The organism is Muricoccus nepalensis, assembly GCF_006438825.1.
GTDB lineage: Bacteria > Pseudomonadota > Alphaproteobacteria > Acetobacterales > Acetobacteraceae > Roseomonas > Roseomonas nepalensis.
This window is the reverse complement of sequence record NZ_RCZP01000023.1, coordinates 1-26,611: the sequence shown is the minus strand read 5'-3', so window position 1 is coordinate 26,611 and position 26,611 is coordinate 1. Positions and strand designations below refer to the sequence as shown.

Here is a 26,611-nt window from a genome sequence, read left to right as displayed (position 1 = left end):
GCGCGCCGCCGCCCCCGACACCAGGGCGTCACCCCGCGTCCGCCGCAGGAATGATCCATGCCGCAGACGCCCGTTCTCCTGTCCATTCAGTACCTTCGCGGATTGGCGGCGCTCGGGGTGGTCGTCCATCACACGAACTGGACGCCGACCGGGCTGGGAGCCTCGGGGGTGGACCTCTTCTTCGTGATCAGCGGCTTCATCATGGCCTATGTCGGCCGGGACGATCAGACGCCGCTCGCCTTCCTCCGCGCCCGCGCGCTGCGGGTCGTGCCGCTCTACTGGATCGTGACGCTCCTCACCGTGGCCGAGCGTCGGATGACCGACCTTCCGCACATCGCGCAGTCCCTCCTCTTCTGGCCGCATGTCGGGCCGGACGGCCCCGGCTATCCCGTCGTCATCGTCGGCTGGACGCTCAACTTCGAGGCCTTCTTCTACGCGATCTTCGCCCTCTCCCTCCTCGTGGCGCCGGCCCGCCGGCTGGCCGCGGTGACCCTCGCGCTGGCCGCGCTCGGCGTGGCCGGCGCCATCCTGCACCCCGGCGTCAACTCGCCGACGAGCGTCGTGAGCTCGCTCCTCCTCGAGTTCCTCGCGGGCATCTGGCTCTGCAAGGCGTGGCGCCGCGGCCTCCTGCGGTCCGCTGCGCCGCTGCTGCCGATGGGCCTCGCCTTCCTGGCCGCCCAGCTCGGGCTGGCGCAGGAGCCGACGACCTGGCGCTGGCTGGTCTGGGGCGTCCCGGCCGCCCTGGTCGTCGCCGGGGCGCTCGGGCTGGAGGCGTCCGGCCGGCTGCCCCGCCTCGCACCCCTGCTCGCGCTCGGCAACGCGTCCTACGCGCTCTACCTGAGCCACGTGCTGGTCCTGCACGCGATCCGGCCGCCGCTGCTCTCGCTGCCCGCGCTGGTCGCGCTGCCGATCGTGGTCGCGGCCTGCGTCGCCGCGGGCTGGCTCCTCCACGCGGGCGTCGAGAAGCCCGTCACGCGCTGGCTCACGGCCCGGCTCGGCGCCGGCCGGGCCAGGCTGCGCTACGCCTGAGGAAAGCCGGAAGGCCGCACTGCGCGATGGCCGGCGGGCCTCGCCCGCGGCGCGTCAAGCCGGCTCCGGGCGTCCCGCTTCCGGCCGGGCGGCCAGGGCACCGGGCCCCGCCGCCGCCTCGGCCTCCGGCAGCCAGAGGACGACGCTGGCGCCGCGCCCCAGGCCGGGGCTCGTGACCTCGAGGGCGCCGCCCGCCTCCCCGGCGAAGGCGCTGGCGGTCGCGAGGCCGAGGCCGGTGCCCTTGCCGTCGCGCTTGGTGGTGAAGAAGGCCTCCCGCGCGCGGGCGAGCGTCGCCGCGTCCATGCCGATGCCGGTGTCCGCCACCTCGATGCGGGCGTAGCGGCCGGGGCGCAGCGCGGCCGGCGGCGGCACCCCGGCGCCGGCCTCCACGGAACCCGGCTCGGCGGGACCGGCGAGGTCGGCCCGGGCGGACAGGACGATCTCCCCGCCGCCCGGCATGGCGTCCCGCGCGTTGGCCACGAGGTTTAGCAGCGCGGCCTCGAGCTCGGCGGCCTCCCCGCGCACCCGCGCGGGCAGGCCCTCGCGGTCGATGGCGAGGCGGAGGTGGTGCGTCGGCGACAGCGAGCGCTCCAGGAGCGCCGCGGTCGCCTCGATGGCCGCGACCGGGTCCAGCGCGGCCTCGCCCGCCTCCTGGCCGGGCGCGCGGGAGGCCCGGCGCGCGGCCGCCACCATGCGCTCGGTCAGCGCGCCGCCGCGCCGGGCGGCGTCCGCGATCATCGCCAGCAGCGCGTCCGCGCCCGCCGCGTCGCCGCGCTTGAGGGCCTGGCGGGCCAGCAGCGTCCCGCCGGTCACCGCCTGCACGGTGTTGCGGAAGTCGTGCGCGACGCCGGCGGCCACCTGGCCGAGCGCGCCCATCCGCTGGCTCTCGCGCATCGCCGCCTCCGCCCGCCCGCGCTGCTCCGCCTCGTCCCGCACGAGGGCGAGGGCGTCGCGCTCGCGCGCCAGGGCCAGGGTGCCGCGCCCGGCCACCCGCGCGGCGTACCAGGCGGCCCAGAGAAGCAGGAGCGACGCCACCGCGGCGACGGCCGCCATGGTGGAAACCTGCCGCAGCCACTCCGCCCGCGGCCCGTCGGGGCTCAGGCCGTAGACCACCGCGACCGGCAGGTCGCGGACGGGGGTGGCGGCGTAGAGGCGCCAGAGGCCGTCCACCACCGAGGTGTCCTCGGCGAAGCCGACGCGCCCGGGGCTGCCGCCGGCCGCCTCCACCGCCGCCATCCCCGCGGTGCCGCGGGGCACGCGCTGGCCCGGCGGCGCCGGCGGGTGGCGGGCGAGGATGACGCCGTCCTCCCGCCGCAGCAGCGCGATCACGTCGCGCGGGTTCTCGGCGAGGGAGCGGTAGAAGGCCTCGAACTCCCGGATCGGGAAGGTCGCCCACATGGCGCCGCCGTCCGGCCGCCCGTCGGGGCCGAGATGCGGAAGGCTGTAATTGAAGACCGCCCGCCCGCTGATCCGGCCGGTGAGGGGGGCGGAGATGAAAAGCCCGGCGGAGGGGCCGCGCTGCGCCTGGATGTAGTCGCGGTCCGCGAAGCTGATCGGCGACGGCGGGAAGGGCGAGGAGGTGATCTGCACGACGCGGCCGTCCGGGTCCACCATGCCGATCGCGCTCGTGCCCGGCGTGCTGCGGGCGAGGTGCGCGGCCAGGTCGGCGATCTCCGCGCTGGCCGCGATCTCAGGCCAGGACAGGGCCCGCGTGTTCCACTGCAGCGTGGTCAGAAGCGCGTTCTGCGTCTCGAAGGAGCGGAGCGCGTGCTCGTGCAGCACGCCGACCGTCCGCTCCACGCGGGATCGCGCCGCCGCCTGCACGTTCCGCCAGGACCACCAGGCGCCGCCGGCGAGGGCAAGCGCCGGGACGAGCACGGCCATGGCCGCGAGCGTGCGGAAGACGAAGCGCCCCGCGGCCGGTCCCCTGTTCGACAGCGACGTTCCCCATGGCAGAGATCGAGGGCGGCGAGCGACGCCGACGGCCTTTCATAAAGGCCCGCCCGTCCGGCCGCAAATTCGCGCGCCCCCCGCGGCCGGGCGGCGCGCTTCCCGGTTGGCCGTCCCGGCGGCGCTGCCTAAGCTGGCCGGGAGCCGCGGCGCCGCGCCGCGCCGCAAGGAAACGAACCATGCAGAGGCGAACGATCCTCGGCGCCGCGCCCGCCCTCCTGACGGCGGCCGGCTTGGCCCATCCCGCCGCCTCGCAACCCGCCGCTCCCCAGCCCGCCGCACCCGGCCGCGGCTACGCGACGCGCCCCGTCCGCATCATCGTCGGCGTGGCCCCCGGCGTCGGCACGATCGACCTCACCGCGCGCGCGGTCTCGGAGGGAATGGCGGAGGCGCTCGGCCAGCCCGTCGTCGTGGACAACCGGCCGGGCGCGGCCAGCATCATCGCCGTCGAGGCCGCGGCGCGCTCGCCGGCGGACGGGCACACGCTGTTCATGGGCGGGGTGGACGCCATCGTCCACTCCTTCCTCCTCGCGGGGCGTTCGCCGATGGACCCCTTCACCGACTTCACGCCGATCTCCCGCGCCACGCGCGACCACTGGATGGTCGTCGCCAACCCGGACCTCGGCGTGAACACGATCGCCGACCTCGCCCGCGTCGGGCGGGCGCGCTCGGGCGAGCTCAACTACGCCTCCTTCGGGGTGGGCACCCTGTTCCACCTCGTCCCCGCCCGCCTCAGCCAGCGGCTCGGCTTCGAGGCGGTGCACGTGCCCTACCGCGGCGACTTCACCTCGGACCTTCTCTCGGGCCGGGTCTCCTACGTGGTGCAGCCGACGGCGCTCCTCCTGCCGCACGTGCAGGCCGGGCGGCTGAAGGCGCTCGCCGTGCTCTCGCCCGAGCGCATCCCGCAGCTTCCGGAGGTGCCGACCATCGCGGAGGCCGGCTACCCCGACCTCGGCTTCAACATGGGCATCATCCTCTTCGCCCCCGGCGGCACGCCGCCCGGCGTGGTCGCGCAGGTGAACGCCGCCTACGACCGCGCAGCGCGGGCGCCGGCCGTGCGCGCGCGCCTCGCGGACCTGTCGCTCGAGACCGTGGGCGGCTCCGTGCCGGAGGCGACGGACTACACGCGCTGGATGCTCAACTTCATCGACGGCATGCGGGAGAAGGTGCTCGGCGCCGCGCGCTAGCGCCGCCTCACGAGCGCTGGGCGAGGAGCCGCGCCCCGAGCCCGAGGAAGATCACCCCCGCCGCCCCGTGCAGCCAGCGGGCCGCGCGGGCGGAGCGGGCCAGACGCGCCGAGGCCCGGCCCGCGCCGAGGATCAGCGCCGCGAAGACCGGCACCGAGAGCAGCGGCAGCAGCGGCCCGAGGAGCAGCATCTGCACCCAGGGCGCCGCCCGGTCCGGCGCCACGAACTGCGGCAGGAAGGCGAGGAAGAAGAGCGCCACCTTGGGGTTGGTGAGGTTCGTCAGCATGCCCTGCAGCACCACCCGCCGCGGCGCGGTCGCGGACGGAAGCCCGACCGGCGCCCCCTCCCAGGCCGCCCGCAGCGCGCCGGCCCCGAGCCAGAGAAGATAGGCCGCCCCCGCCAGCCGCAGCACGGTGAAGAGCGCCGGCTCCGCCGCGATCAGCGCCGCCACCCCGAGCGCCGCGGCGGTAAGATGAACCATCGCCCCGCACCAGATCCCGGCCGCCGCCGCCCATCCCCGGCGCGCGCCGCCCGAGAGCGTCTGCCCGAGGACGAACATCATGTCCGGCCCCGGCGAGAGCGCCACGACGACGCTGGCCAGCAGGCAGGCGAGGAGGAGGGCGGGGTCGACAGGCATGCCGCGATTCGTGGCGCCGCCGCCGCCGGAGGTCGAGCGACTTCTCCTGATCCCCGGCATCACCGCCCTTGATGGCGCCCCCGCCTCAGGGCGCCGGGTCGGGCTCCGGGTCGGGCGTCGTCTCCGGCGCCGGCTCCGCGGGCGGGAAGCCCGCGATCGCGCGCCACTCCGCCTCGGTCAGCGTCCTCAGCTCCAGCTCCGCCGCCTTCTTCGCCTTCGAGCCGGCGTCGGTGCCGACCACGACGAGGTCCGTGCGCTTGGAGACGGACTTCACGACCTTCGCGCCCAGCAGCTCCGCCCGCGCCTCGGCCTCCTGCCGCGTCATGGTTTCGAGGCCGCCGGTGAAGACGATCGACTTGCCGGACAGCGCGCCCTCCGCCACCGCCTCGGCCTCCTCGGGCGTGACCTCGCCGAGAAGGTCGTCCAGCGCCTCCACGTTGCGCGTCTCGGCGAAGAAGGTGACGAGCTCCTGCGCGATGGAGGGGCCGATGCCCTGGATGCCGCCGAGGTCCTCGCGCGCCTCGCTGCCGATGATCCGCGCGTCCAGCATCGCCGCCCGCCAGGCCGCCGCCGAGTGGTAGTGCCGCGCGAGAAGCCGCGCGTTCTGCTCGCCGATGCGACGGATGCCGAGCGCGAAGATGAAGCGCTCGAGGCTCGGGCGGCGCCGCGCCTCGATGGCGGCGAGGAGGTTCGCGACCTTCTTCGACTCCCCCTTCGCCGCGCCGCCCCAGCCCTTCCAGCCCCGCAGCGTGGCCACGTGCCCCGACAGCCGGAAAATGTCGGCCGGCGTCTTCACCAGCCCGGCCTCGTGCAGCAGCACGACGTTCTCGATGCCCAGTCCCTCGATGTCCATCGCGTTGCGGGAGGCGAAGTGGATCAGCCGCTCCACCTGCTGCGCGGGGCAGACCAGCCCGCCCGTGCAGCGGCGCACCACCTCGCCCTCCGGCCGGATGGCGGGGCTGCCGCATTCCGGGCAGTGGGTGGGCGGCACCCAGGGCTCGCCGCGCCCGGGCCGGTCGGGATCGACGACGCGGATGACCTGGGGGATCACGTCGCCGGCGCGCTGCAGCTCCACCGTGTCGCCCACACGCGCGTCGCGGCGGGCCACCTCGTCCTCGTTGTGCAGCGTCGCGTGCTGCACCATGACGCCGCCGACGTTGACGGGCTGCATGATGGCCCGCGGCGTGAGGGCGCCGGTGCGGCCGACCTGGATCTGGATCTCCAGCAGCTTCGTCGTCGCGCGCTCGGCCGGGAACTTCCAGGCGATGGCCCAGCGCGGCGCGCGGCCGACGAAGCCGAGCCGCCCCTGCCAGTCCAGCCGGTCGAGCTTGTAGACGACGCCGTCGATGTCGTAGTCGAGCCCCGCGCGGCGCTCGCCCATGCGCGCCTGGAAGTCCGCCGCCGCGTGCTCGTCGCGCAGCGCCTCCGACAGCGGGTTCACCCGGAAGCCCCAGCCGCGCAGCACGTCGAGATAGCCCGAATGCGTCTCCGCCACGGGGGAGGACGACGCGCCCTGCGCGTAGGCGAAGAGCCGCAGCGGCCGCCGCGCGGTGATGCGCGCGTCGAGCTGCCGCAGCGATCCCGCCGCGGCGTTGCGCGGGTTCACGGGGATGCGGACGGCCTCGCCCACCTTCTCCCCGGCCGCGCGGCGCCGCTCGCGCTCCTCGAAGAGCCTCGTCTGCTCCGCGTGGAAGGCGAGGAAGTCGGCCTTGGTCATGAAGACCTCGCCGCGGATCTCGATCCGGTCGGGGAAGGGGGCGGGGAGCTCGCGGGGCAGCTCGTCGAGCGTGCGGAGGTTCTCGGTGATGTCCTCGCCCACCGTGCCGTCGCCGCGCGTGGCGCCGCGCACGAAGCGCCCGTGCTCGTAGGTGAGGTTCACGGAGAGCCCGTCGATCTTCGGCTCCGCCACGAAGCGCAGCACCTCCTCCGCCGAGAGGCCGAGAAAGCGGCGGATCCGGGCGGCAAACTCGGAAAAATCCTCGGGCGCGAAGGCGTTGTCGAGCGACAGCATGGGCGTGCCGTGCCGCGCCTTGGCGAAGCCCGCCGCCGGCTCCTCGCCCACCTTCTTCGAGGGACTGTCGGCCCGCACCAGCTCCGGGAACCGCGCCTCGATCGCCTGATTCCGCCGGAACAGCGCGTCGTATTCCGCGTCCGGCATGATCGGCTCGTCGCGGACGTGATAGGCGGCGTTGGCCTCGGCGAGGCGGGCGGCGAGGGCTTCGAGCTCGCGCGCGGCCTCCTCCTCCGTCAGGTCCTCGATCGGCAGGGAAGGGGCCAGGGCGGGAGCGGGCGGGTTCTTCGGCATCGCCCCGTGGATAGCCGCGCCCGCCCCATGCCGCCAAGGCCACCGCCCGCCCCCCGCCGCGTTGTGCCGTCATGACCGACGTGCCGCCCGACTGGATCCACCCGCCCGACCTCGCGGCCGCCCGCGCCGCCCAGCACGCGATCGCCGCCCGCGCCGAGGCGGCGGACCGGCTGGCGGAGGTGCCCCGCCTCGTGGCCGGCGTGGACTGCGCCGGCGCTGCCCGCGGCCGGCCGGACCGGATCCGCGCCATGGCCGTGCTGCTGGAGCGCGGCGCGCCCTCGGCGCCGGTCGCGACGGGGCTGGTGGAAGGCGTGCCGGCCTTCCGCTACGTTCCGGGCTTCCTCGGCTTCCGCGAGATCCCCTTCATCCTGGACGCGCTGGCGGCGCTGCCGGCCCGCCCCGACCTCCTCCTCGTGGACGGCCACGGCCTGAGCCACCCGCGCGGCTGCGGCACGGCGACGCATCTCGGCGTGGTGCTGGACCTGCCGACCATTGGCGTCGCCAAGTCGCCCCTGGTCGGCAAGCCCGAGGGGGAGCTGGGGATGGAGGCGGGAAGCCAGGTGCCGCTGGTCTGGAAGGGCCGCCGGATCGCGACCGTGCTGCGGAGCAAGCGCGGGGTGAACCCGCTCTTCGTCTCGGCCGGCCACCGCGTCTCGCCGGAGACGGCGGTGCGGCACGTCCTGGACTGGCTCGCCGGCTACCGCCTGCCCGAGCCGACGCGGCTCGCGGACAAGCTGGCGGGGGAGGCGCGGCGCCTGGCCGAGGCCTGAGCCTCAGGCCGCCCCGGCCAGGAGCTCGTCCGCCGCCGCCCGCGCCGCCTCGGTCACGCGCTCGCCGGCCAGCATGCGGGCGATCTCCTCGCGCCGCGCGGGCACGTCGAGCGGCACGACGCGCGTCTCGGCCCGGTCGCCCCGCACGCCCTTGGCCACCTGGAAGTGCCGCGCCCCGCGCGCCGCCACCTGGGGGGAATGGGTGACGACCAGCACCTGCAGCCGCTCGGCCACGCGCGCCAGCCGCTCGCCCACGGCCGCCGCCGTCGCGCCGCCGATGCCGCTGTCGACCTCGTCGAACACCAGCGTCGGCACGGGCGAGCCGCGCGCCAGCACCACCTTCAGCGCGAGCATGAGGCGCGACAGCTCGCCGCCCGAGGCGATCTTGGCGAGCTGCCCCGGCTTCTGCCCGGGGTTGGTGGTGACGAGGAAGGTCACCCGGTCCTGCCCGTCCGGTCCCCAGGCGCTCTCCTCGCGCGGCACGATCTCGATGTGCAGCCGGGCGCGGTCGAGCTTGAGCGGCGCGAGTTCCTTCGACACCGCCTTCTCCAGCTTGTCCGCGTGCTCGCGCCGCGCGGCCGTGAGGGCGCCGGCGGCCGCGACATAGGCCGCCCGCGCCTGCCCCGCCGCGGCGTCCAGCGCCGCCACGCGCCCGGTGCCGGCGTCGAGGTTCGACAGGCGCTCGCGGAGCGACCCGAGATGCGCGGGCAGGTCCACCACGGCCACCGTGTACTTCCGGGCGGCGGCGCGGAGCGCGAAGAGGCGCTCCTCCACGGTCTCGAGGCGGCGTGGGTCGGGCTGGGCGTCGCTCGCCAGCCGCTCGAGCACGTTCTCGGCCTCGGCCAGCGCGTCCTGGGCGGCGGCCAGCGCCGTGAGGGCGGCGGTGGCCTCCTCGCTCGGCGGCGTCAGGCGCTCGAGCGCGCGGGCGGCGTTGCGGAGCGCTGCCGCGGGGGCGCCGCCGCCCCGCCGGTCGCGCGGCTGGATCTCGGAGAGCGCCGAGGCGATGGCCTCCGCCCGGCGCTCGCTCCCTTGCAGCCCCTGGCGCTCCGAGGCGAGCGCGTCCTCCTCGCCCTCCTGGGGGGAAAGGTCGGCGAGCTCCTGCACGGCGTGGCGCAGCCATTCCTCGTCGCGTTGCGCGGCCGCGATGGCCTCGCGCGCCTCCTTCAGCGCGCGCTCCGCCCCGCGCCAGGCGCGATAGGCCTCGGCGACGGCGTTGCGGCGGGGCTCGAGCGCGCCGAAGGCGTCGAGCAGGCCGGAATGGGTGGCGGGATCGGCGAGGCCGACCTGGTCGTGCTGGCCCTGCACCTCCACCAGCAGCGCGCCCAGGCGGCGCAGCAGGGCGACCCCCACCGGCTCGTCGTTGACGAAGGCACGGGACCGGCCGTCGGCGGTGACGATGCGGCGAAGGACGATTTGGTCGTCCGCCTCGATCCCCTGCTCCGCCATTAGGGCGTGGGCGGGGTGGGAGGCCGGGGGCGTGAAGACGGCGACCACCCCGGCCTGGCTCTGGCCGGAGCGGACCATCCCCGCCTCCGCCCGCTGCCCGAGCGCGAGGCCGAGGCTGTCCAGCAGGATCGACTTGCCCGCGCCGGTCTCGCCGGTCAGCACCGAGAGGCCGGGACCGAAGGTGAGGTCCAGGCGCTCGATCAGCACCACGTCGCGGATGGAGAGGGAGGCGAGCACGCCGGCCTAGAAAACCGCCTCGACCACGCGCCGGAGGATCCCGGGGCGCGAGGGACGGTCCGCCGGCTGCGCGCCGTCCACCAGCAGCGCGTAGCTGTCCTGGTACCAGGGGTTGCCGGGGTAGTTGTGGCCGAGCACCGAGGCGGTCTTCCGCGCCTCGTCGGTCAGGCCCATCGCGAGGTAGATCTCGGTCAGCCGGTGCAGCGCCTCGGGCGTGTGGTTCGTCGTCTGGTAGTTCTCGACCACGTTGCGGAACCGCAGGATCGCGCCGGCGTAGAGGCGGCGCTCCTGGTAGAAGCGGCCGATGTTCATCTCCTTGCCCGCGAGGTGGTCCCGGGCGAGGTCCATCTTCAGCCGGGCGTCGCGGGCGTAGGTGGAGTTCGGGAAGCGGTTCACCACGTCCTGCAGCGCCGCCAGCGCGGTCTCGGTCCCGGCCTGGTCGCGCTGCGCGTCCGCGATCTGCTCGTAGTAGCAGAGGGCGCGGAGGTAATAGGCGTAGGCGATGTCGCGGTGCGCGGGGTGGAGTTGGATGAAGCGGTCGAGCTGGCCCAGCGCCTCGGTGTAGCGGTTGCGGGAATACTCCGCGTAGCCGCTCATCAGGCGGGCGTTGGTGGCCCAGGTGGAATAAGGGTGGTCGCGCTCGACCGTGTCGAAGATCTCGATCGACTGGGCGTAGCGCTGGGCGCGCAGGGATTCGAGCCCCGCGGCGTAGAGGGCCTCGGGCGACATGTCCGCGTAGGTCTGGCCCCGCGCACGGAGGGAGTCCGACTTCCCGTTCCAGAAGTCGAGACTCTCGCATCCGCCGAGGGCGAGGGGGGCGAGGAGCAGGGGAAGGATCGCGAGGCGACGGAGCTTCATGGCGGCGGCTCTATAGCACGCGCCGGGAGGGACGCGACAGAGCAGGGCAGGGCGCGGGAGCCGGACGGGGGGACCGGCGCCCGGTTCAGGCCGCCGCGGCCGCCATCGGAAGGCGGACGCTGGCGCCCGGCATGGCCGAGACGTCCTCCTCCTCGACCCGGCGCCAGGCGGAGGCATCGGCGAAGAGGGCGCGGAGGAGGCGGTTGTTCAGCGCGTGGCCCGAGCGGTGGCCGCGGAAGCGGGCCTTGAGCGGCGCGCCGGCCAGGGCGAGGTCGCCCACCGCGTCCAGCAGCTTGTGGCGCACGAACTCGTCGACGTGGCGGAGGCCGCCCGGGTTCACCACCAGCGGCCCGTCCACCACCACCGCGTTGGCCAGCGAGCCGCCGCGGGCGAGGCCGACCGCGCGGAGGCGCGCAATGTCCTCGGCCATGGTGAAGGTCCGCGCGTCCGCCAGCAGGGAGCGGAAGCTCTCCTCGGTCACCCGCAGGGAAAGGGACTGGCGGCCGATGGCCGTCGCGCCGAAGTCGATGCTCAGCTCGGCCTCGAGGCCGGCGCCATCGGCCGGGGAGAGCTCGGCCCAGGCGGCGTCCGGCCCCTCGCCGTCGGTCACACGGACCGTGCGCAGCACCTCGATCGCGGCGACGGAGGCCGCGAGCTCGACCACGCCCGCGCAGTCCATCAGGAAGATGAAGGGGGCGGAGGAGCCGTCGAGGATGGGGATCTCGGGCCCGTCGACCTCGACCACGAGGTCGGTGACGCCGAGGGCGGCCAGGGCGGCCATGACGTGCTCGATCGTGCCGATCCGCGCCTCGCCCTCGCCGATGGCGGTGCAGAGGCGGGTGTCGCTGACCGCGTCGTGGCGGGCGGGGATGTCGATGCTGAGGTCGGTGCGGCGGAACACGATGCCCGTCCCGGCCGCGGCCGGGCGCAGGTTCAGCGTCGTGCGGGCGCCGGAATGAAGGCCCACGCCCACGCAGCCGATCGCGGACTTGAGGGTCCGGGCGCGCGCCGTGCCGATCGGGAAGAAGCCGTCCATCGGGGAACCCCTGGTGAGCCGTTCGTGCCGGGTAAACGCACCGGCGACCCGGAACATCGCACCGCAGCATGGCCAGTGCCAGTCAAGCGTTGTTTCTCCGTATTTCGCGAGAACTTCTTGATATTGCTGCGTATTTCAAACGCGCGAAGGGCCCCGCCAGCATCCTGACGGGGCCCTTCGGCCAGGCGGCCCGCGGGAAGCGGGCCGGTGGGGCTTGGGCGATCAGTTGCCCTGGCGGCGGAGGAAGGTCGGGATGTCGAGGCCCATCCCGTCCTCCTGCGGCTGCGGCCGCGCGACCGGCGCGGGGCCGGCCTCGGGCTGCTCGGGCAGGGACCGGCGCATGCCGCCGATGCCCGTCGCGCGGCGGAAGATGCCGCCCAGGCCGCCGGTCGGGGCGGAGGGCGAGGGGGCCGGCGCCATGCGCGGGGCGGGGGCGGGCGCCGGGGCCTGGGGGACCGGCGCGGCCTGCACGGGCATCTCGGCGGCGGGCTCGGCCGCCATGCCGCCCATCTCGACCGTCGCGGGGCGGCGGGCGCCCATCGGCAGGCGCGGGCTGGCGTTCGGCGCGGGCGGCGGGACCGCGGCCGCGTTGGGGAAGGGCACGGCCGAGAGGGGACGCGGCGCGCCCATCACGGAGGCCGGGCGCCCGATGCCGGGGTGCGCGCCGGGGTGCGCGCCGGGCTGGCCCGCCTGGCGCATGGCCGGGGCGTGCCCGCCGGGCACGAAGCCCTGGCCGGCGGGCGGCACGAAGCCGGCGGGGGCGGCCACCGCCGCGCCGCCGATCGCCACCACGCGCTGCGGCTCGGCGGCCTGTTGCGCCTGAGCCTGCGGGTCGACCGCGTCGATGCCGGTGGCGACCACCGACACGCGCAGCCGCCCGTTCAGCGTCTCGTCGACCGAGGAGCCGAAGATGATGTTCGCGTCCTCGTCCACCTCGCGGCGGATGCGGTTCGCGGCCTCGTCGACCTCGAACAGCGTCATGTCGTAGCCGCCGGTGATGTTGATCAGCACGCCGCGAGCGCCGCGCATGGAGGTGTCCTCCAGCAACGGGTTGCTGATCGCAGCCTCGGAGGCCTTCACCGCGCGGTCCTCGCCCTCGGCCTCGCCCGTGCCCATCATCGCCTTGCCCATCTCCGCCATGACGGTGCGGATGTCGGCGAAGTCGAGGTTCACGAGGCCGGGGTTGACCATCAGGTCGGTCACGCCGCGCACGCCCATGTAGAGGACGTCATCGGCCATCTTGAAGGCCTCGGCGAAGGTGGTCCGCTCGTTCGCCTTCCTGAACAGGTTCTGGTTCGGGATGACGATCAGCGTGTCGACGTACTGCTGGAGCTCGTCGAGGCCCTGGTCGGCCGCGCGGCGGCGCTTGGGTCCCTCGAAGTCGAAGGGCTTCGTCACCACGCCGACGGTTAGCACGCCGCGCTCGCGCGCCATGCGGGCGATCACCGGCGCCGCCCCCGTGCCGGTGCCGCCGCCCATGCCGGCGGTGATGAAGATCATGTGGACGCCCTCGAGGTGGCGGGCGAGGTCCTCGGTGGCCTCCTCCGCCGCCGCGCGCCCAATCTCGGGCTTTGCGCCCGCGCCCAGGCCCTGCGTCAGGTGCGGGCCGAGCTGCACGCGCCGCTCCGCCCGGCTGTTCACGAGCTGCTGGGCGTCGGTGTTGGCGACGAGGAACTCGACGCCGTCCAGGCCCATGCCGATCATGTTGTTGACCGCGTTGCACCCGGCGCCACCCACGCCGATCACGGTGATCCGCGGCGTAAAGTCAGTATGCTGCTGACGTGGAATGGTCAGGTTCAGCGTCATCGTTCTAGCCCCCTTCGAAGACGCGATGATTACGAATCGCCCCCGAGACCTTATGGATCACACACGGTCCCGGAGCCAATTGACGAAACGCGCGAAAACGCTCCGCGACCCCTGCGGACCGTGATCGAAATCGAGCACCGGCCGTCCCTCGCCCGCGCCCCAGGCGACGAGGCCGAGCGTGGTGGCGAAACCCGGTGCGTGAAAGACGTCGGGCAGGCCGCGCACCGCCTGCGGGCGGCCGAGCCGCACGGGCCGCCCGAGGATGCGCGACGCCGTCTCGCGGGCGCCGACGAGTCCGCTCGCGCCCCCCGTCAGCACGACCGCCTGGCCCGCCTGCGGGCCGAGATCGGCCTCCTTCAGGCGGTCGCGGACGAATTCCAGCGTCTCCTCGACCCGCGGGCGGATGATCGACAGCATCTGCGCGCGCGGCACGCGGGAGAGGATGTCCCCGTCCTCGCCGATCCGGGACAGGGAAAGCATCTCGCGCTCGTCGTCGATCGTGCCGAACATGCTGCCGTGCATCGTCTTCAGCCGCTCGGCCTGATCGTAGGACGTATTCAGCCCGCGGGCGAGGTCGTTCGTCACCTGCCAGCCGCCGACGGGAACCTGCGCGGTGTGCAGCAGCATCCCCTCGTGCAGGACCGCGAGCGAGGTGGTGCCGCCGCCCATGTCGATCACCGTGGCCCCGAGCTCGCGCTCGTCCTCGGACAGCGCGGCGAGGGCGGCGGCGTAGGGGGCGGAGACCGCCTCCTCCACCTCGAGGTCGCAGCGCATGAGGCCGGTGCCGAGGTTGCGGAGCGAGGCCGAGGCCGCGTCCACGATGTGCAGCCGTGCGCCGAGCGTGTCGCAGATCATCCCGCGGGGGTCGGTGACCCCCGGCGTCGCGTCGAGGGTGAAGCCCAGCGGCAGCGCGTGCACGGCCTCGCGCCCCTCCTCGGCCATGCGCCGGCGCCCCTCGGCCACCACGGCGCGGAGGTCCGCCTCCGTCACCGCGCGGCCGTTGATCGTCCACTGCACGTGGTGCTGCCGGCTCTCGGGCTGGCCGCAGGAGAGGTTGGCGATGACGCCGGACAGCTTGATGTCCGCCATCTCCTCGGCCTGGGCGACGGCGGCGCGCACGGCGCGCTCGGCCTGGGCGAGGTCGATGACGTTGCCGCCCTTCACCCCCTGGCTGCGCTGCCAACCGTAGCCGAGGGCGCGCGGCAGCCCGTCCGGCTCGATCCGCGCGATGATGCAGACGACCTTCGTGGTGCCGACGTCGAGCACGCCGAAGGCGGCGGGCCGCGCGCGCGGGTTGCGGGCGCGCGGCGCCGCGGTGCCGTCCGGCGGGCGCGACAGGGCGTTCACCCGCTCCTCCCCGCGCGCGCGCGGGCGGCGGCGGGGGGCGCGACCTCGGGCGGCGCCGGGTTGCCCCGCAGGACGAGCCGGTCCGGCAGGCGGAGGTCCACCACCTGCAGCGGGCGGTCCAGGATCTGGTTCCCCTTCTGCAGCTCGGCCAGGCGCAGCAGGGCCGCGTCCTCGTGGCCTTCGGGCAGCATCACGTCGGTGCCGCTGTGCAGGCGGAGGTTCCAGCGGCGCTCGCCGATCCGCACCAGCGCCTGGGTGCGGGCGAGGACGTCCGGCACCCCGCGCAGAAGGTCGTAGAGGGGCGCCGCCGTCTTCTCGGCGCCGGCGCCCACCACGAGGGGCAGCGGGCCGAAGGCGTCCAGCCGGTCGGTCGCGACGGTCCGGCCCTCGCGGTCGATGATCGCGAAGCGGCCGTTGTTCTGCCAGATCGCGAAGGGCGCCCGCTCGCGCAGCCGCACGAGCACGAGGCCCGAGAGGTGGCGCTGCACCTCCGCGCTCTCGATCCAGGCGATGGCCTCCAGCCGCTCGCGCGCGGCCTGGGGCGCGAAGGCGAGGATGGGGTCGCCGGCGCGGACGCCGATGGCCTCCCGCAGCATCGCCGGCGTCGCGTTGCGCGCGCCCTCGATCCGCACCTCCGTCACGCGCAGCCCGCCGACCCGCGCCGCGGCGCCGGTGGAGGCGCGGTCGAAGGCCGCCGTCAGCTTGCTCGCGGGGTCGAGGCTGGCGACGCCCATGGCGGCCACGCCGAACAGCACCAGCAGCGCCCCGGCCTTGCCCGCCGGGCGCAGCATCGGGCGGCGGCGGCGGAGCCAGAGGCGCAGCGCGCTCGGCCGCTGCGGCTCCTTCTGGACGGGCCTCTTCCGGGCCCCGGCGGTGAGCTTACGCGGCATCGCGGAACCCCTTCGCCCCATCCCGCGGCATCCCGTCGTGCCGCGCCTGGCGCACCATCCAGGCGCAGAGCTCCGGGAAGCGGATGCCGCAATAGGCGGCCTGCTCCGGCACGAGGGAGGTCGGCGTCATGCCGGGCTGGGTGTTCACCTCCAGCAGCACGAGCCCCTCGGCGCCGGGCCGGGCGTCGTCCCAGCGGAAGTCCGCCCGCGAGACGCCGCGGCAGCCGAGCGCCGCGTGGGCCGCGACCGCGACCGCCATGGCGCGCGCGCGGACGTCGTCGGGCACCTCGGCGGGAATGACGTGGCGAGACCCGCCTTCCGCGTATTTCGCGTCGTAGTCGTAGAAGGCGTGGCCGGTCGCGATCTCCGTCACCGCCAGCGCCCGGTCCTCCATCACCGCGACCGTCAGCTCGCGGCCGGGGATATAGGGCTCGGCGATGATCTCGCCCCAGCACCAGGAGGCCGCGATCTCGGCGCGGCGGTTGTCGCGCTCGCGCAGGATGTGCACGCCGACCGAGGAACCCTCGCGCACCGGCTTCACGACGTAGGGGAGGGGGAGGGGATCGGCCTCGGCGAGGTCGCGCGCCTCCAGCAGCCGGTGCGGCGCGACCGGAAGCCCGGCCTGGGCGAAGCAGGCCTTGGCCGCCGCCTTGTCCATCGCGACCGCCGAGGCGCGCAGCCCCGAATGCGTGTAGGGGATGCCCATCCAGTCGAGCACGCCCTGGATGGACCCGTCCTCGCCGAAGCGGCCGTGGAGCGCGTTGAAGACGGCGTCCGGGCGCGAGGCGGCGAGCGCCGCCACCACGGCGCCGAGGTCGGAACCGGGGTCGAGGGTCGTCACCTCGTAGCCCGCCTCGCGCAGCGCGTGCGCGATCTCGCGCCCGGAGGAGAGCGACACCTCGCGCTCGCTGGACAGGCCGCCGAGAAGGACCGTGACGCGCGTCATGCCGAACGCTCTCCGATGCGCCTGATCTCCCATTCGAGCGAGACGCCGGAATGGGCCAGCACGGCGGCGCGCACCGCCTCGCCGAGATCCTCGAGATCGGCGGCCGTGGCGTCGCCGGTGTTGAGGAGGAAGTTGCAGTGCTTCTCGCTCACCTGAGCCCCGCCCATCACGCGCCCGCGGAAGCCCGCGGCGTCGATCAGCGCCCAGGCCTTGTGGCCCGGCGGGTTGGCGAAGGTGGAGCCGCCGGTGCGCGCCCGCACGGGCTGCGTCGCCTCGCGGCTCTCGCGGATCGCGGCCATGCGGGCCGCGATGGCCTCCGCGTCGCCCGGCACGGCACGGAAGCGCGCCCGCACCACCACGCCGCCGGCCGGCAGGAGGGCGCGGCGGTAGGAGAGGCGGAGGTCGGCCGCGCGCACGCGGAACAGCCCGTCCGCCGTCGCGATCTCCGCCCAGTCGAGCACGTCCGCGACCTCGGACCCGTAGGCGCCGGCGTTCATGGCCACCGCGCCGCCGATGCTGCCCGGGATGCCCGAGAGGAACTCGAGGCCCGAGAGCGCGGCCGCCGCCGCGTGCTCGGCCACCACGGCGTCGAGCGCCGCCGCCCCCGCGACCACCCCGTCCGCCTCGACCTCGACATCCCCGAAGCCGCGGGCCAGGCGCAGCACGATGCCGCGCACGCCGCCGTCCCGCACGATGAGGTTGGAGGCGGCGCCGATCACGGTGATGGGCAGGGTCGCGCGGCGCAGGAGGCGCAGCAGGTCGTCGGCATCGGCCGGGCGCACGAGCCAGTCGGCCGGGCCGCCCACGCGGAACCACGTCGTGGCCCCGAGCGCCGCCCCCGCCTGCACGCGCCCGCGCAGGGCGGGGAGGGGGCTCTCCGTCATGTCGACGGAGGCGCTCATGCCGCGCCCTTGATCCGGCGCGGCCCGCCGCTCTTGGCCTGCAGCTCGGCGAGCTGGGCGGGCAGGGCGTGGGCCCAGGTGGTGATGTTCCCGGCGCCGAGGCAGACGACGTAGTCGCCGGGCCGCGCGATGGCGTGCACCATCTCCGCCAGGTGGTCCGGCCCGGGCAGCGGCACGACGGAGCGGTGGCCGTGGGCGCGCAGCCCCTCGACCAGCGCGTCCTGGTCGCGCTCGGGGATGGGCGCCTCGCCGGCCGCGTAGACATCGGCCACGATCACCGTGCCCGCGTCGTTCATGCAGGTGCAGAACTCCTCGAACAGGGCGTCGAGGCGGGAGTAGCGGTGCGGCTGCACGACGGCGATCACGTCCCGCGCGCCGGCCTGGCGGGCGGCCTTCAGCACCGCCGCGATCTCCACGGGGTGGTGGCCGTAGTCGTCGATGACGGTGATGCCGCCGGCCTCGCCCGCCCGGGTGAAGCGGCGCTTCACGCCCTTGAAGGTGGCGAGCGCCATGCGGATCGTCTCCTCCGGCACCTCCATCTCCACGCCGATGGCGATGGCGGCGAGCGCGTTCAGCACGTTGTGCTGGCCGAGCATCGGCAGCCGGAAGGGCTTGAGGGCGCGCGAGCGCCGGTTCAGCCGGTCCTGCACCACCACCTCGAAGGTCGCGCCCATGCGGTCGGTGATGACGCGCTCGGCCCGGACATCCGCCTGGGGGGAGAAGCCGTAGGTGATCAGCCGGCGGTCCGACAGGCGCGGGATCATCGCTTGCACCTGCGGGTGGTCGGCGCAGAGCACCGCGAAGCCGTAGAAGGGGATGTTCCCGACGAACTGGGCATAGCCCTCGTTCATGGAATCCGCCGTGCCCCAGTGGTCGAGGTGCTCGGGGTCGATGTTGGTGACGACCGCCACCACGGCCGGCAGCTTGAGGAAGGAGCCGTCGCTCTCGTCGGCCTCCACCACCATCCACTCGCCGGCGCCGAGCCGGGTGTTGGTGCCGTAGGCGTTGACGATGCCGCCGTTGATCACGGTCGGGTCGATCTTCGCGGCCTCGAGCACGCAGGCGACGAGGGAGGTCGTGGTGGTCTTGCCATGGGTGCCGCCGACCGCGATGGACCACTTCAGCCGCATCAGCTCGGCCAGCATCTCGGCGCGGCGGACCACGGGCAGGAAGCGGGCGCGGGCCGCCTGGACCTCCGGGTTGTCCTTCTTCACCGCCGACGAGATCACCACGACCTGGGCGGCGCCGAGATTCTCCTCCGCGTGGCCGATCGAGACGGCGATCCCCGCCGCGCGCAGGCGGGTGACGTTGTAGCCCTCGGCGATGTCGCTGCCCTGGACCTGGTAGCCGAGGTTGTGCAGCACCTCCGCGATGCCGGACATCCCGATGCCGCCGATGCCCACGAAGTGGATGGGGCCGATGTTGAGCGGAAGGGCGCGCATGTCAGGCAGCTTTCCCGAGGGGCGATCCGGACCCACCGCGAAGCGGCGATGCGACGTCAGCCAGTGAGAGGACCCGGTCCGCCAATCTCTCGGCGGCGTCGGCCCTGCCGAGAAGTGCCGCAGCGCGGGCCGTTTCGTCCAGGGTTTCCGGTGCGAGAAAGCAGTTTTTCAGCGAGGCGGAGAGTGAATCCGCCGTGAAGCTGTCCTGGGGCATCAGTTCGGCCGCGCCGCGCTCCGAAAGGGAACGGGCGTTCCCCGTCTGGTGGTCGTCGATGGCGTGCGGAAGGGGCACGAGGAGGCTCGGCCGCCCCGCGCAGGCGATCTCGGCGACGGTCGAGGCGCCGGCGCGCGCGACCACCAGATGGGCGGCGGCCAGGCGCGCCGCGACGTCGCCGAAGAAGGGCGCGAGCTCGGCGGCGACGCCCGCCGCCGCGTAGGCGGCGCGGGTGCGCTCCAGGTCCTCCGCCCGGCACTGCTGCACCACCGAGACCCGCGCCCGCAGCTCGGGCGGCAGGGCGGCGACGGCCGCCGGCACCACGTCCGAGAAGACCCGCGCCCCGAGCGAGCCGCCGAGGACGAGCAGCCGCAGCGTTCCGGAGGCCCGCTCGTAGCCGCCGCCGTGCAGCGCGGCGATGGCGGGGCGCACGGGGTTGCCGAGAACCTCCGCCCGCGCCCCCGCCGGGACGCGCCGCGTGCCCTCGAGCGAGAGGGCGAGGAGGTCCGCGCCCCGCGCCATCTCCCGGTTGGCGCGGCCAAGGACGGCGTTCTGCTCGTGCAGCACGATCGCCGGCCGGCGCGCGGCGGGCAGGAGGCGCGCCGCGACCACCGGCGGCACCGAGGGGTAGCCGCCGAAGCCGACGACGACGGAGGGGTTGAGGTCGAGCAGCAGGCGCCTCGCCTCGATCGTGCCGCGCGCCAGCGCCAGCGCTCCCCGGGCGGCGGCGAGCACCCCGCGCCCCGCTAGGCCGGCGCCGGGAAGGATGAAGCGCTCCGCGTTCGCGAAGACCGGGCTGTCCAGCGCCGAGGAGCGCGCGTCGGTCATCAGCGCCACCCGCTCGCCGCGCGCGACGAGCGCCGCGGCCAGCGCCTCGGCCGGGAAGAAGTGCCCGCCCGTGCCGCCGGCGGCGATGACGACCGGCCGCGCCCCCGGGCCGCGCATCAGGGCCGCCCGCCCGTCACAGCGGCCCTTCCTCGGCCCGGCTCATCCGCTTGCGCGTGAGGGCGAGGAGGAAGCCCATGCCGAGCGCGATGGCGATGACGGAGGAGCCGCCGTAGGAGACGAAGGGCAGCGTCATCCCCTTGGTGGGAATGAGGTGGAGGGAGGAGGCCATGTTGATGAAGGCCTGCAGCCCGAACTGCGTGAGCAGGCCCGAGGCGGCGAGGATGACGTAGAGGTCCGTCTCCGCCAGCAGCCGCATCAGCCCGCGGACAACGACGAAGGCGAAGAGCAGGAGGATGAGGAGGCAGACGAGCAGCCCGAACTCCTCCCCCACCACGGCGAAGACGAAGTCCGCGTGGGCGTCGGGCAGCACGGTCTTCATGCGCCCTTCGCCCGGGCCCACCCCCATTATGCCGCCCGCGCCGAAGGCCTCCAGCGCCACGTCCACCTGGTAGTTGTTGCCGTGCTCGGGGTAGAGGAAGCGGTTCATGCGGTCGCGGAAGTGGGCGAAGACGAAGTAGGCGCCGAAGAGCCCCGCGACGCCCACCCCGCCCAGCGCGGTCACCACGGCCATGTTGATCCCGGCCACGAAGACTTGCGCGAGGAAGACGGAGGTGATGACGAGCAGCATCCCGATGTCGGGCTGGCGCTGCAGCAACACGGCAACGAAGCCGTAGAGCCCGATGACGATCACCCAGGGCACCCAGGCCCGGCGCCCGGCCGCCTTGGCCTCGGCGATCAGCCAGGCCGCGACGACGGCGAAGCAGGGCTTGAGGAACTCGGAGGGCTGGAGCGAGCCGATCAGCGGCAGGTTCAGCCAGCGCCGCGCGCCCTTCACCTCGGCCCCGATCAGGAGGGTCGCGATGGTGAGCACGAGCGCGCCGAGGAAGCCGAGCAGGGCCAGCCGCTTCACCCCCTTCGGGCTCAGGAGCGACACGCCCGCCATCACCGTCGTCGCCATCGCAAGGAACATCACCTGCTTGGCGAAGAAGAGGTTCCGCGACGAGGCACCGATGCGCTCGGCGACGGCCGGTGCGGCAGCCAGCACCATGAGGTAGCCGAAGCCGACCAGCGTCATCAGCGCGGCCAGCGTCCAGCGGTCGACGCTCCACCACCAGCGGCCCAGGGTCGAGGTATCGGCGCGGGAGAGTGCCATCAGGCGGCCTCCGCTTCACGGTTGGAAAGGGCGGCGACGAGGGCACGGAAGGAATCGCCCCGCGCCTCGAAGCTGCGGAACTGGTCGAAGGAGGCGCAGGCCGGCGAGAGCAGCACGGCGCCGGCGCCGGTCCGCCGCGCGGCGTCCAGCGCGGCCGGCACCGCGGCCTCGAGCGTGCCGAGGACCCGGTGCGGCACGCCGTGGGCCGCGAGGGTGGCCGCGAACTCCTCCGCGGCCTGGCCGATCAGCAGCGCCTCCGCCACGCGCGGGAAGAAGGCGGCGAGCGGCTCGATGCCCCCCGCCTTCGGCACCCCGCCCGCGATCCAGACCAGCCGGTCGTGGCAGGCCAGGGCATAGGCCGCGCTGTCCGCGTTCGTCGCCTTGCTGTCGTTGAGGAAGGTCACCCCGCCCACCGAGCCGACATTCTCCTGGCGGTGCGGCAGGCCCGGGTAGGTCAGCAGCGCGGCGCCGACCGTCGCCCGGTCGATCCCCAGCGCGAAGGCGAGGGCCGCGGCGGCCGCCGCGTTCTGCGCGTTGTGCACGCCGGGCAGGGCCAGCGCGCCCGAGAGGTCGGCGATGACGCCGGCGTCGTCGCGCAGGATCGCGCCCTCCGCCCAGACCCCGCCCGGCTGCGGCGCGCGGCCCGAGACCGGCACGCGGCGCCCGCCGGGTGCGACGGCGCGCGTGGCCGCGTCGTCCATCCCCATGACCGAGACCTGGTTGCCCAGCAGCACGCGCGCCTTCGCCGCGGCGTAGCCCGCCATGTCCCCGTGCCGGTCGAGATGGTCCGGGGAGAGGTTGAGCAGCGCTCCGATGTCGAAACGCGTCCTGTCCAGCCGCTCCGCCGAGTAGGAGGACATCTCGAGGATGTAGACGCCCTCGTCGCCGAGCACGGGCATGTCGAGCGCCGGCGGGCCGAGGTTGCCGCCGGTCGCGACGGCGAGGCCGGCCGCGCGCCCGAGGTGGTCCAGCAGCGCCGTCGTCGTGGACTTCCCGTTCGTCCCCGTGATCCCCACGAAGCGCGCCCGGCTGCCCGCGGCCCGCACGGCGCGGAAGAGGAACTCCACGTCGCAGAGCACCGGCGCCCCGATCGCCGCGGCCCGGAGCGCCAGCGGGTGGGCCCGCGGCCCGCGATGGGGGATGCCCGGCGAGATCATCAACAGGTCGAAGCTCTCGGGCTGGCCGAGCGGGAGGTCGCCCGCCACGGCCCGCGCTGCCTCGCCGTCGTCCCAGGCCGTCACCGCCGCGCCCCATTCCCGCAGCCGCCGCGCGGCCGGCAGCCCGGCCCGGCCGAGGCCGAGGACGGCGATGCGGAGGCCGGCGAAGGGCCGCACGGCGCTCACCGGATCTTCAGGGTGGAAAGGCCGACGAGGGCCAGGATCATCGAGATGATCCAGAAGCGGATCACGATGGTCGGCTCGGCCCAGCCCTTCTTCTCGAAGTGGTGGTGCAGCGGCGCCATGAGGAAGACCCGCCGCCCCGTGCGCTTGAACCAGAAGACCTGGATCACGACCGACAGCGTCTCCACCACGAAGACGCCGCCGACGATGGCCAGCACCACCTCGTGCTTCGTGGCCACCGCCACCGCGCCGAGGGCGCCGCCCAGCGCCAGGCTGCCCGTGTCGCCCATGAAGACGGCCGCCGGCGGCGCGTTGAACCAGAGGAAGCCGAGCCCCGCCCCGATCAGCGCCGAGCAGAACACCGCGAGCTCGCCCGTGCCCGGCACGAAGTGGAGCTGGAGATACTCCGAGAAGACCCGGTTGCCGACGAGATAGGCGATCAGCGCGAAGACCCCGGCCGCGATCATCACGGGCACGATGGCCAGCCCGTCGAGCCCGTCCGTCAGGTTCACCGCGTTCGAGGCGCCGACCATCACCAGCATGGCGACGAGGGGGAAGAAGACGCTGAAGGGGATCAGCACCTCCTTGAAGACGGGGATGGTGAGGCTCGCGTTCAGCTCCGGCGGCACGAACCAGAGGATGGCGACGGCGACCAGCAGCGCGAGGCCGAACTGCACCACGAGCTTGCCGCGGGCCGAGACGCCCTTCGTGTTCCGCTTTGTCACCTTCAGCCAGTCGTCGGCGAAGCCCAGCAGCCCGAAGCCGAGGGTGAGCACGAGCACCGACCAGACCATGCCGTTGCGGAGATCCGCCCAGAGAAGGGTGGAGACGGTAAGCGCCATGAGGATGAGCACCCCGCCCATGGTGGGCGTGCCCTTCTTCTCGATCAGGTGCCGCTCCGGCCCGTCGGCTCGGATCGGCTGCCCGCCGCGCTGGAAGCCGCGGAGGCCGCGGATCACCATCGGCCCGAAAAGGAGCGAGACCACCAACGCCGTCAGGCAGGCGGCGCCCGCGCGGAAGGTGAGGTAGCGGAACAGGTTGAAGATGATGAGGTCGCCGGGGGCGGCGAGCAGCGCGGGGATCATGCCGCGGCCCCCCGGCCCGCCTCGCCCAGCCCCTTCACCGCCCGCACCACGGCGGCCATGCGGCTGCCGAGCGAGCCCTTCACGAGCACCGCGTCGCCCGCGCGGATCGCCTCCGCGACGATCGGCGCCAGCGCCGCGCTGTCGGCGGCGTGCGCGCCGCGCCGCGCGGCCGGCAGCGCCGCGTGCAGCGCCGCCATCTGCGGCCCGCAGGTGAAGACGAGGTCGGCGCTCGCCGCCGCCTCCGCCGCCAGCGCCGCGTGCATCGCCGCGCCCTGGTCCCCGAGTTCCAGCATGTCGCCCATCACGGCAATCCGCCGCGTCCCTTCCTGTGCCGCCAGGACGGCGAGGGCCGCACGCATGGAGGTCGTATTCGCGTTGTAGGATTCGTCGAGCAGCAGCGCCGCCCCTCCGGCGAGGGGGATGGAGACCCGCGCCCCCCGCCCGGCCAGCGCGGCAAAGCCCGCCAGCCCTTCCGCGACGCGCCGGGGATCGACCCCCAGCGCCCGCGCCGCGGCCAGCGCCGCCACCGCGTTCATCGCCATGTGCCGGCCGGGAACGGCCAGCGAAACCGCGATCTCCTCGGCCCCGAGGGCGACGCGGAAGGACTGCCGGTCGGCCTCGCCGCGCCAGGCGAGCAGCCGCGCCTCGGCGCCCTCTCCCTCGCCGAACAGCACCGCCCGCACCCCCGCGGTCGCCGCGCGACGCTGCAGCCGTGCGGCCTGCTCGCCCTCGGCCGGCAGCACCACCGTCCCGCCGGGCTCCAGCCCCTCGACGATGTCGGCCTTCTCCTCGGCGATGGCCTCGATCGAGCCCAGCCGCCCGAGATGCGCGGGCGCGATGACCGTGACGATCGCGACGTGCGGCCGCGCGAGGCGGGACAGCGGCGCGATCTCGCCCCGCGCGTTCATGCCGATCTCGATCACGCCGAACTCGGCCTCGACCGGCATCCGCGCGAGGGTCAGCGGCACGCCCCAATGGTTGTTGTAGCTCGCCGCCGCCGCGTGGACGCGCCCCGCGGCCGAGAGCCCGGCCGCCAGCATCTCCTTCGTGCTCGTCTTGCCTACGCTTCCCGTGACGGCCACGAAGCGGGCGGGGGAGCGCGCGCGCCCGGCCGCGCCGAGCGCCGTCAGCCCGGCCAGCGTGTCGCCCACGCGGAGCAGCGGCGCGCTCTCGCTCAATCCGGCCGGCGCGCGGTCCACCATGGCGGCCCCGGCGCCGCGCGCGAGGGCGTCCGCCACGAAGTCGTGCCCGTCCCGGGTGTCGCGCAGCGCGACGAAGAGGTCGCCCGGCGCCACCGCGCGGCTGTCGATCGAGACGCCGGAGACGGCCAGGCCCTCCGCCGCCGCCCCGCCCGTCGCCGCGCGGAGCGAGGCCGCGTCCCAGAGCGGCGTGCTCACGCGTCGATCCCCGCGAGGCGCCGCACCACCGCGACGTCGTCGAAGGGATGCGTCACGCCGCCGATCGTCTGGCCGCTCTCGTGCCCCTTGCCCGCCACCGCCAGCACGTCGCCGGGGCCGAGCGCGGCCATGGCCTCGGCGATCGCGGCCTCGCGCCCGCCGATCTCGATCCCGCCCGGGCAGGCCGCGAGCACCGCCGCGCGGATCGCGGCCGGGTCCTCGCTGCGGGGGTTGTCGTCCGTCACCACCACCCGGTCGGCGAGCGCCGCGCCGGCCGCGCCCATCAGCGGGCGCTTGCCGGGGTCGCGGTCCCCGCCCGCGCCGAGCACGACGTGCAGCCGCGCCGCGTGCGGGCGCAGCGCCGCCAGCAGCCGCTCCAGCGCATCCGGCGTGTGGGCGTAGTCGACGTAGACCGCCGCGCCGTTCGGCAGCCGCGCGGCCAACTCCATCCGCCCCCGCACGCCGGACAGCCACGGCAGCGCGGCCAGCACGCGGTCCGCCGGCAGGCCGGTCGCGACGGCCAGAGCCGCGGCGAGGAGCACGTTGTCCGCCTGGTAGCGCCCGACGAGCGGCAGCCGCACCGTCTCGCGCCGGCCGAAGAGCGAGACCTCGATCTCCTGCCCGTCCGGCAGCGGCGCGTGGCGCAGCAGCCGCGCGTCCGCCCCGGCCTCGCCCACCGTCAGCAGCCGCAGGCGGCGCGAGCCGGCGACGGCGCGCAGCGCCTCGAGCGTCGCCGCGTCCATGTCGGCGTTCACGACGGCCGGGCGGCCAGGCTCGAGCAGCGTGTCGAAGAGCCGGAGCTTCGCCGCGCGGTAGGCCTCGACCGTGCGGTGGTAGTCGAGATGGTCCCGCGTGAGGTTGGAGAAGGCGGCGCCCGCGAGGGTCACGCCGTCGAGCCGCCGCTGCTCCAGCCCGTGCGAGGAGGCCTCCATCGCCGCGTGCGTCACGCCCCCCCGCGCGATCGCGGCGAGCGTCGCGTGCAGCGAGACCGGGTCGGGCGTGGTGAGGGAGGGGCCCGGCGGGAAGCCCTCCGCCACGAGGCCGAGCGTGCCCATCGAGGCCGCGCGCTGCCCGCCCAGCGACCAGACCTGGCGAAGGAACTCCGCCGTGCTCGTCTTACCGTTCGTGCCGGTCACGGCGACGACCGTGCCGGGCTGCGCGCCGTGGAAGCGCGCAGCCATCAGCGCCAGCGCGCGGCGCGGGTCGCTCGCGGTCAGAAGCGCGCGCGGCGGCACGCCGGGCGGCCATTCCGTGCCCTCGGGCGCCAGCACGGCGATCGCGCCGCGCCGCACCGCGTCCTCGATGTGCTCGCGCCCGTCGGTCCGCGCGCCCGGCAGCGCCGCGAAGAGGGCGCCGGGCACCACCTGGCGGCTGTCCGCCGTCAGCCCCGTGATCTCCGGCGGGCCGTCCTGGCGGGGGGCGCGGAGATCGAGGCCGGCCATCAGGTCACCGAGCCTCATCGCTCGCGGCCGGCTCCGGCTCCCCGGCCATCGCCTCCTCGAGCGCGCCGTCGAGGGTCGCGGCCTGGGCCGCCAGGGTGAAGCGGATGCGCCCGATCGTCGTCTCGCGCAGCAGGTCCGTGACCCGCAGCGGCACGGGCGGCGCGAGCGAGGGCGCCGTTGGCGGCGCGGGCGCGCGCGGGGCGGCGGCCGGCGCCGTCGCCGGGCGAACGCCGGCCGGCGGGGC

At 75.0% G+C, this 26,611-nt stretch carries 22 protein-coding genes; 3 read left to right on the top strand and 19 right to left on the bottom strand.

What is annotated here, in order from left to right; translation table 11 throughout:
* The first annotated feature begins 57 nt into the window (after window positions 1–57).
* Window positions 58–1,029, top strand: coding sequence for an acyltransferase family protein (locus EAH89_RS19300; protein ID WP_140885350.1), 972 nt, complete (start codon window positions 58–60; stop codon window positions 1,027–1,029).
* Window positions 1,030–1,083: 54 nt separating this feature from the next.
* On the opposite strand, the gene EAH89_RS33160 is transcribed toward EAH89_RS19300, so the two are convergent.
* Window positions 1,084–2,913, bottom strand: coding sequence for a hybrid sensor histidine kinase/response regulator (locus tag EAH89_RS33160; RefSeq protein WP_140885349.1), 1,830 nt, complete (start codon window positions 2,911–2,913; stop codon window positions 1,084–1,086).
* Window positions 2,914–3,158: 245 nt separating this feature from the next.
* Between EAH89_RS33160 and EAH89_RS19290 the strand changes: the two genes are divergently transcribed.
* On the top strand, window positions 3,159–4,166 hold the full coding sequence (locus EAH89_RS19290) for a Bug family tripartite tricarboxylate transporter substrate binding protein (RefSeq protein WP_161993686.1): 1,008 nt from the start codon (window positions 3,159–3,161) through the stop codon (window positions 4,164–4,166).
* 7 nt (window positions 4,167–4,173) lie between these two features.
* Here the strand turns inward: EAH89_RS19290 and EAH89_RS19285 are convergent, their stop codons facing one another.
* Window positions 4,174–4,803: a LysE family translocator gene (locus EAH89_RS19285; protein WP_140885347.1), complete on the bottom strand. Its 630-nt coding sequence runs from the start codon at window positions 4,801–4,803 to the stop codon at window positions 4,174–4,176.
* 85 nt (window positions 4,804–4,888) lie between these two features.
* Window positions 4,889–7,108: an NAD-dependent DNA ligase LigA gene (gene ligA, locus EAH89_RS19280; RefSeq protein WP_140885346.1), complete on the bottom strand. Its 2,220-nt coding sequence runs from the start codon at window positions 7,106–7,108 to the stop codon at window positions 4,889–4,891.
* A gap of 71 nt (window positions 7,109–7,179) precedes the next feature.
* Here ligA and EAH89_RS19275 point away from each other — a divergent pair, with 71 nt between their 5' ends.
* Window positions 7,180–7,878: an endonuclease V gene (locus EAH89_RS19275; protein WP_140885345.1), complete on the top strand. Its 699-nt coding sequence runs from the start codon at window positions 7,180–7,182 to the stop codon at window positions 7,876–7,878.
* 3 nt (window positions 7,879–7,881) lie between these two features.
* On the opposite strand, the gene recN is transcribed toward EAH89_RS19275, so the two are convergent.
* The 16 genes from recN to EAH89_RS31425 form a co-directional block, all read right to left on the bottom strand.
* Window positions 7,882–9,561, bottom strand: coding sequence for a DNA repair protein RecN (gene recN, locus EAH89_RS19270; protein WP_140885344.1), 1,680 nt, complete (start codon window positions 9,559–9,561; stop codon window positions 7,882–7,884).
* A 6-nt stretch (window positions 9,562–9,567) separates the two neighbouring features.
* Window positions 9,568–10,419: an outer membrane protein assembly factor BamD gene (locus EAH89_RS19265; RefSeq protein ID WP_140885343.1), complete on the bottom strand. Its 852-nt coding sequence runs from the start codon at window positions 10,417–10,419 to the stop codon at window positions 9,568–9,570.
* Between the two features lie 85 nt (window positions 10,420–10,504).
* A complete protein-coding gene (gene lpxC / locus EAH89_RS19260) occupies window positions 10,505–11,455 on the bottom strand; it encodes a UDP-3-O-acyl-N-acetylglucosamine deacetylase (protein ID WP_140885342.1) in 951 nt (316 codons plus the stop codon).
* Between the two features lie 222 nt (window positions 11,456–11,677).
* A complete protein-coding gene (gene ftsZ / locus EAH89_RS19255; RefSeq protein ID WP_140885341.1) occupies window positions 11,678–13,261 on the bottom strand; it encodes a cell division protein FtsZ in 1,584 nt (527 codons plus the stop codon).
* 57 nt (window positions 13,262–13,318) lie between these two features.
* Entirely contained in the window at window positions 13,319–14,608 is a 1,290-nt protein-coding gene (ftsA, locus tag EAH89_RS19250; RefSeq protein WP_140885340.1) for a cell division protein FtsA, read from the bottom strand.
* Entirely contained in the window at window positions 14,605–15,498 is an 894-nt protein-coding gene (locus tag EAH89_RS19245) for a cell division protein FtsQ/DivIB (protein WP_140885339.1), read from the bottom strand. Before EAH89_RS19245 ends, ftsA begins: the two co-directional genes overlap by 4 nt.
* Window positions 15,488–16,444 (bottom strand): D-alanine--D-alanine ligase, encoded by a 957-nt coding sequence (locus tag EAH89_RS19240; RefSeq protein ID WP_140885338.1) that lies wholly within the window; start codon window positions 16,442–16,444, stop codon window positions 15,488–15,490. The genes EAH89_RS19245 and EAH89_RS19240 overlap by 11 nt, the downstream gene beginning before the upstream one ends.
* Entirely contained in the window at window positions 16,441–17,346 is a 906-nt protein-coding gene (murB, locus tag EAH89_RS19235; RefSeq protein ID WP_140885337.1) for a UDP-N-acetylmuramate dehydrogenase, read from the bottom strand. Before murB ends, EAH89_RS19240 begins: the two co-directional genes overlap by 4 nt.
* Window positions 17,343–18,788, bottom strand: a complete 1,446-nt coding sequence (gene murC, locus EAH89_RS19230) for a UDP-N-acetylmuramate--L-alanine ligase (protein ID WP_140885336.1) — start codon at window positions 18,786–18,788, stop codon at window positions 17,343–17,345. The genes murB and murC overlap by 4 nt, the downstream gene beginning before the upstream one ends.
* 1 nt (window position 18,789) lies before the next feature.
* Window positions 18,790–19,947, bottom strand: coding sequence for a UDP-N-acetylglucosamine--N-acetylmuramyl-(pentapeptide) pyrophosphoryl-undecaprenol N-acetylglucosamine transferase (locus EAH89_RS19225; protein WP_140885335.1), 1,158 nt, complete (start codon window positions 19,945–19,947; stop codon window positions 18,790–18,792).
* A gap of 16 nt (window positions 19,948–19,963) precedes the next feature.
* Entirely contained in the window at window positions 19,964–21,106 is a 1,143-nt protein-coding gene (locus EAH89_RS19220) for an FtsW/RodA/SpoVE family cell cycle protein (RefSeq protein ID WP_140885334.1), read from the bottom strand.
* On the bottom strand, window positions 21,103–22,446 hold the full coding sequence (gene murD, locus EAH89_RS19215) for a UDP-N-acetylmuramoyl-L-alanine--D-glutamate ligase (protein ID WP_140885333.1): 1,344 nt from the start codon (window positions 22,444–22,446) through the stop codon (window positions 21,103–21,105). The genes EAH89_RS19220 and murD overlap by 4 nt, the downstream gene beginning before the upstream one ends.
* Window positions 22,443–23,528, bottom strand: a complete 1,086-nt coding sequence (gene mraY / locus EAH89_RS19210) for a phospho-N-acetylmuramoyl-pentapeptide-transferase (protein ID WP_140885332.1) — start codon at window positions 23,526–23,528, stop codon at window positions 22,443–22,445. The genes murD and mraY overlap by 4 nt, the downstream gene beginning before the upstream one ends.
* Entirely contained in the window at window positions 23,525–24,925 is a 1,401-nt protein-coding gene (locus tag EAH89_RS19205) for a UDP-N-acetylmuramoyl-tripeptide--D-alanyl-D-alanine ligase (protein ID WP_140885331.1), read from the bottom strand. Before EAH89_RS19205 ends, mraY begins: the two co-directional genes overlap by 4 nt.
* Window positions 24,922–26,385, bottom strand: a complete 1,464-nt coding sequence (locus tag EAH89_RS19200; protein ID WP_140885330.1) for a UDP-N-acetylmuramoyl-L-alanyl-D-glutamate--2,6-diaminopimelate ligase — start codon at window positions 26,383–26,385, stop codon at window positions 24,922–24,924. The genes EAH89_RS19205 and EAH89_RS19200 overlap by 4 nt, the downstream gene beginning before the upstream one ends.
* Window positions 26,372–26,611, bottom strand: a 240-nt coding sequence (locus tag EAH89_RS31425; RefSeq protein ID WP_456306512.1) for a hypothetical protein, incomplete at its 5' end; no start/stop codon positions are given. The genes EAH89_RS19200 and EAH89_RS31425, both read right to left, overlap by 14 nt.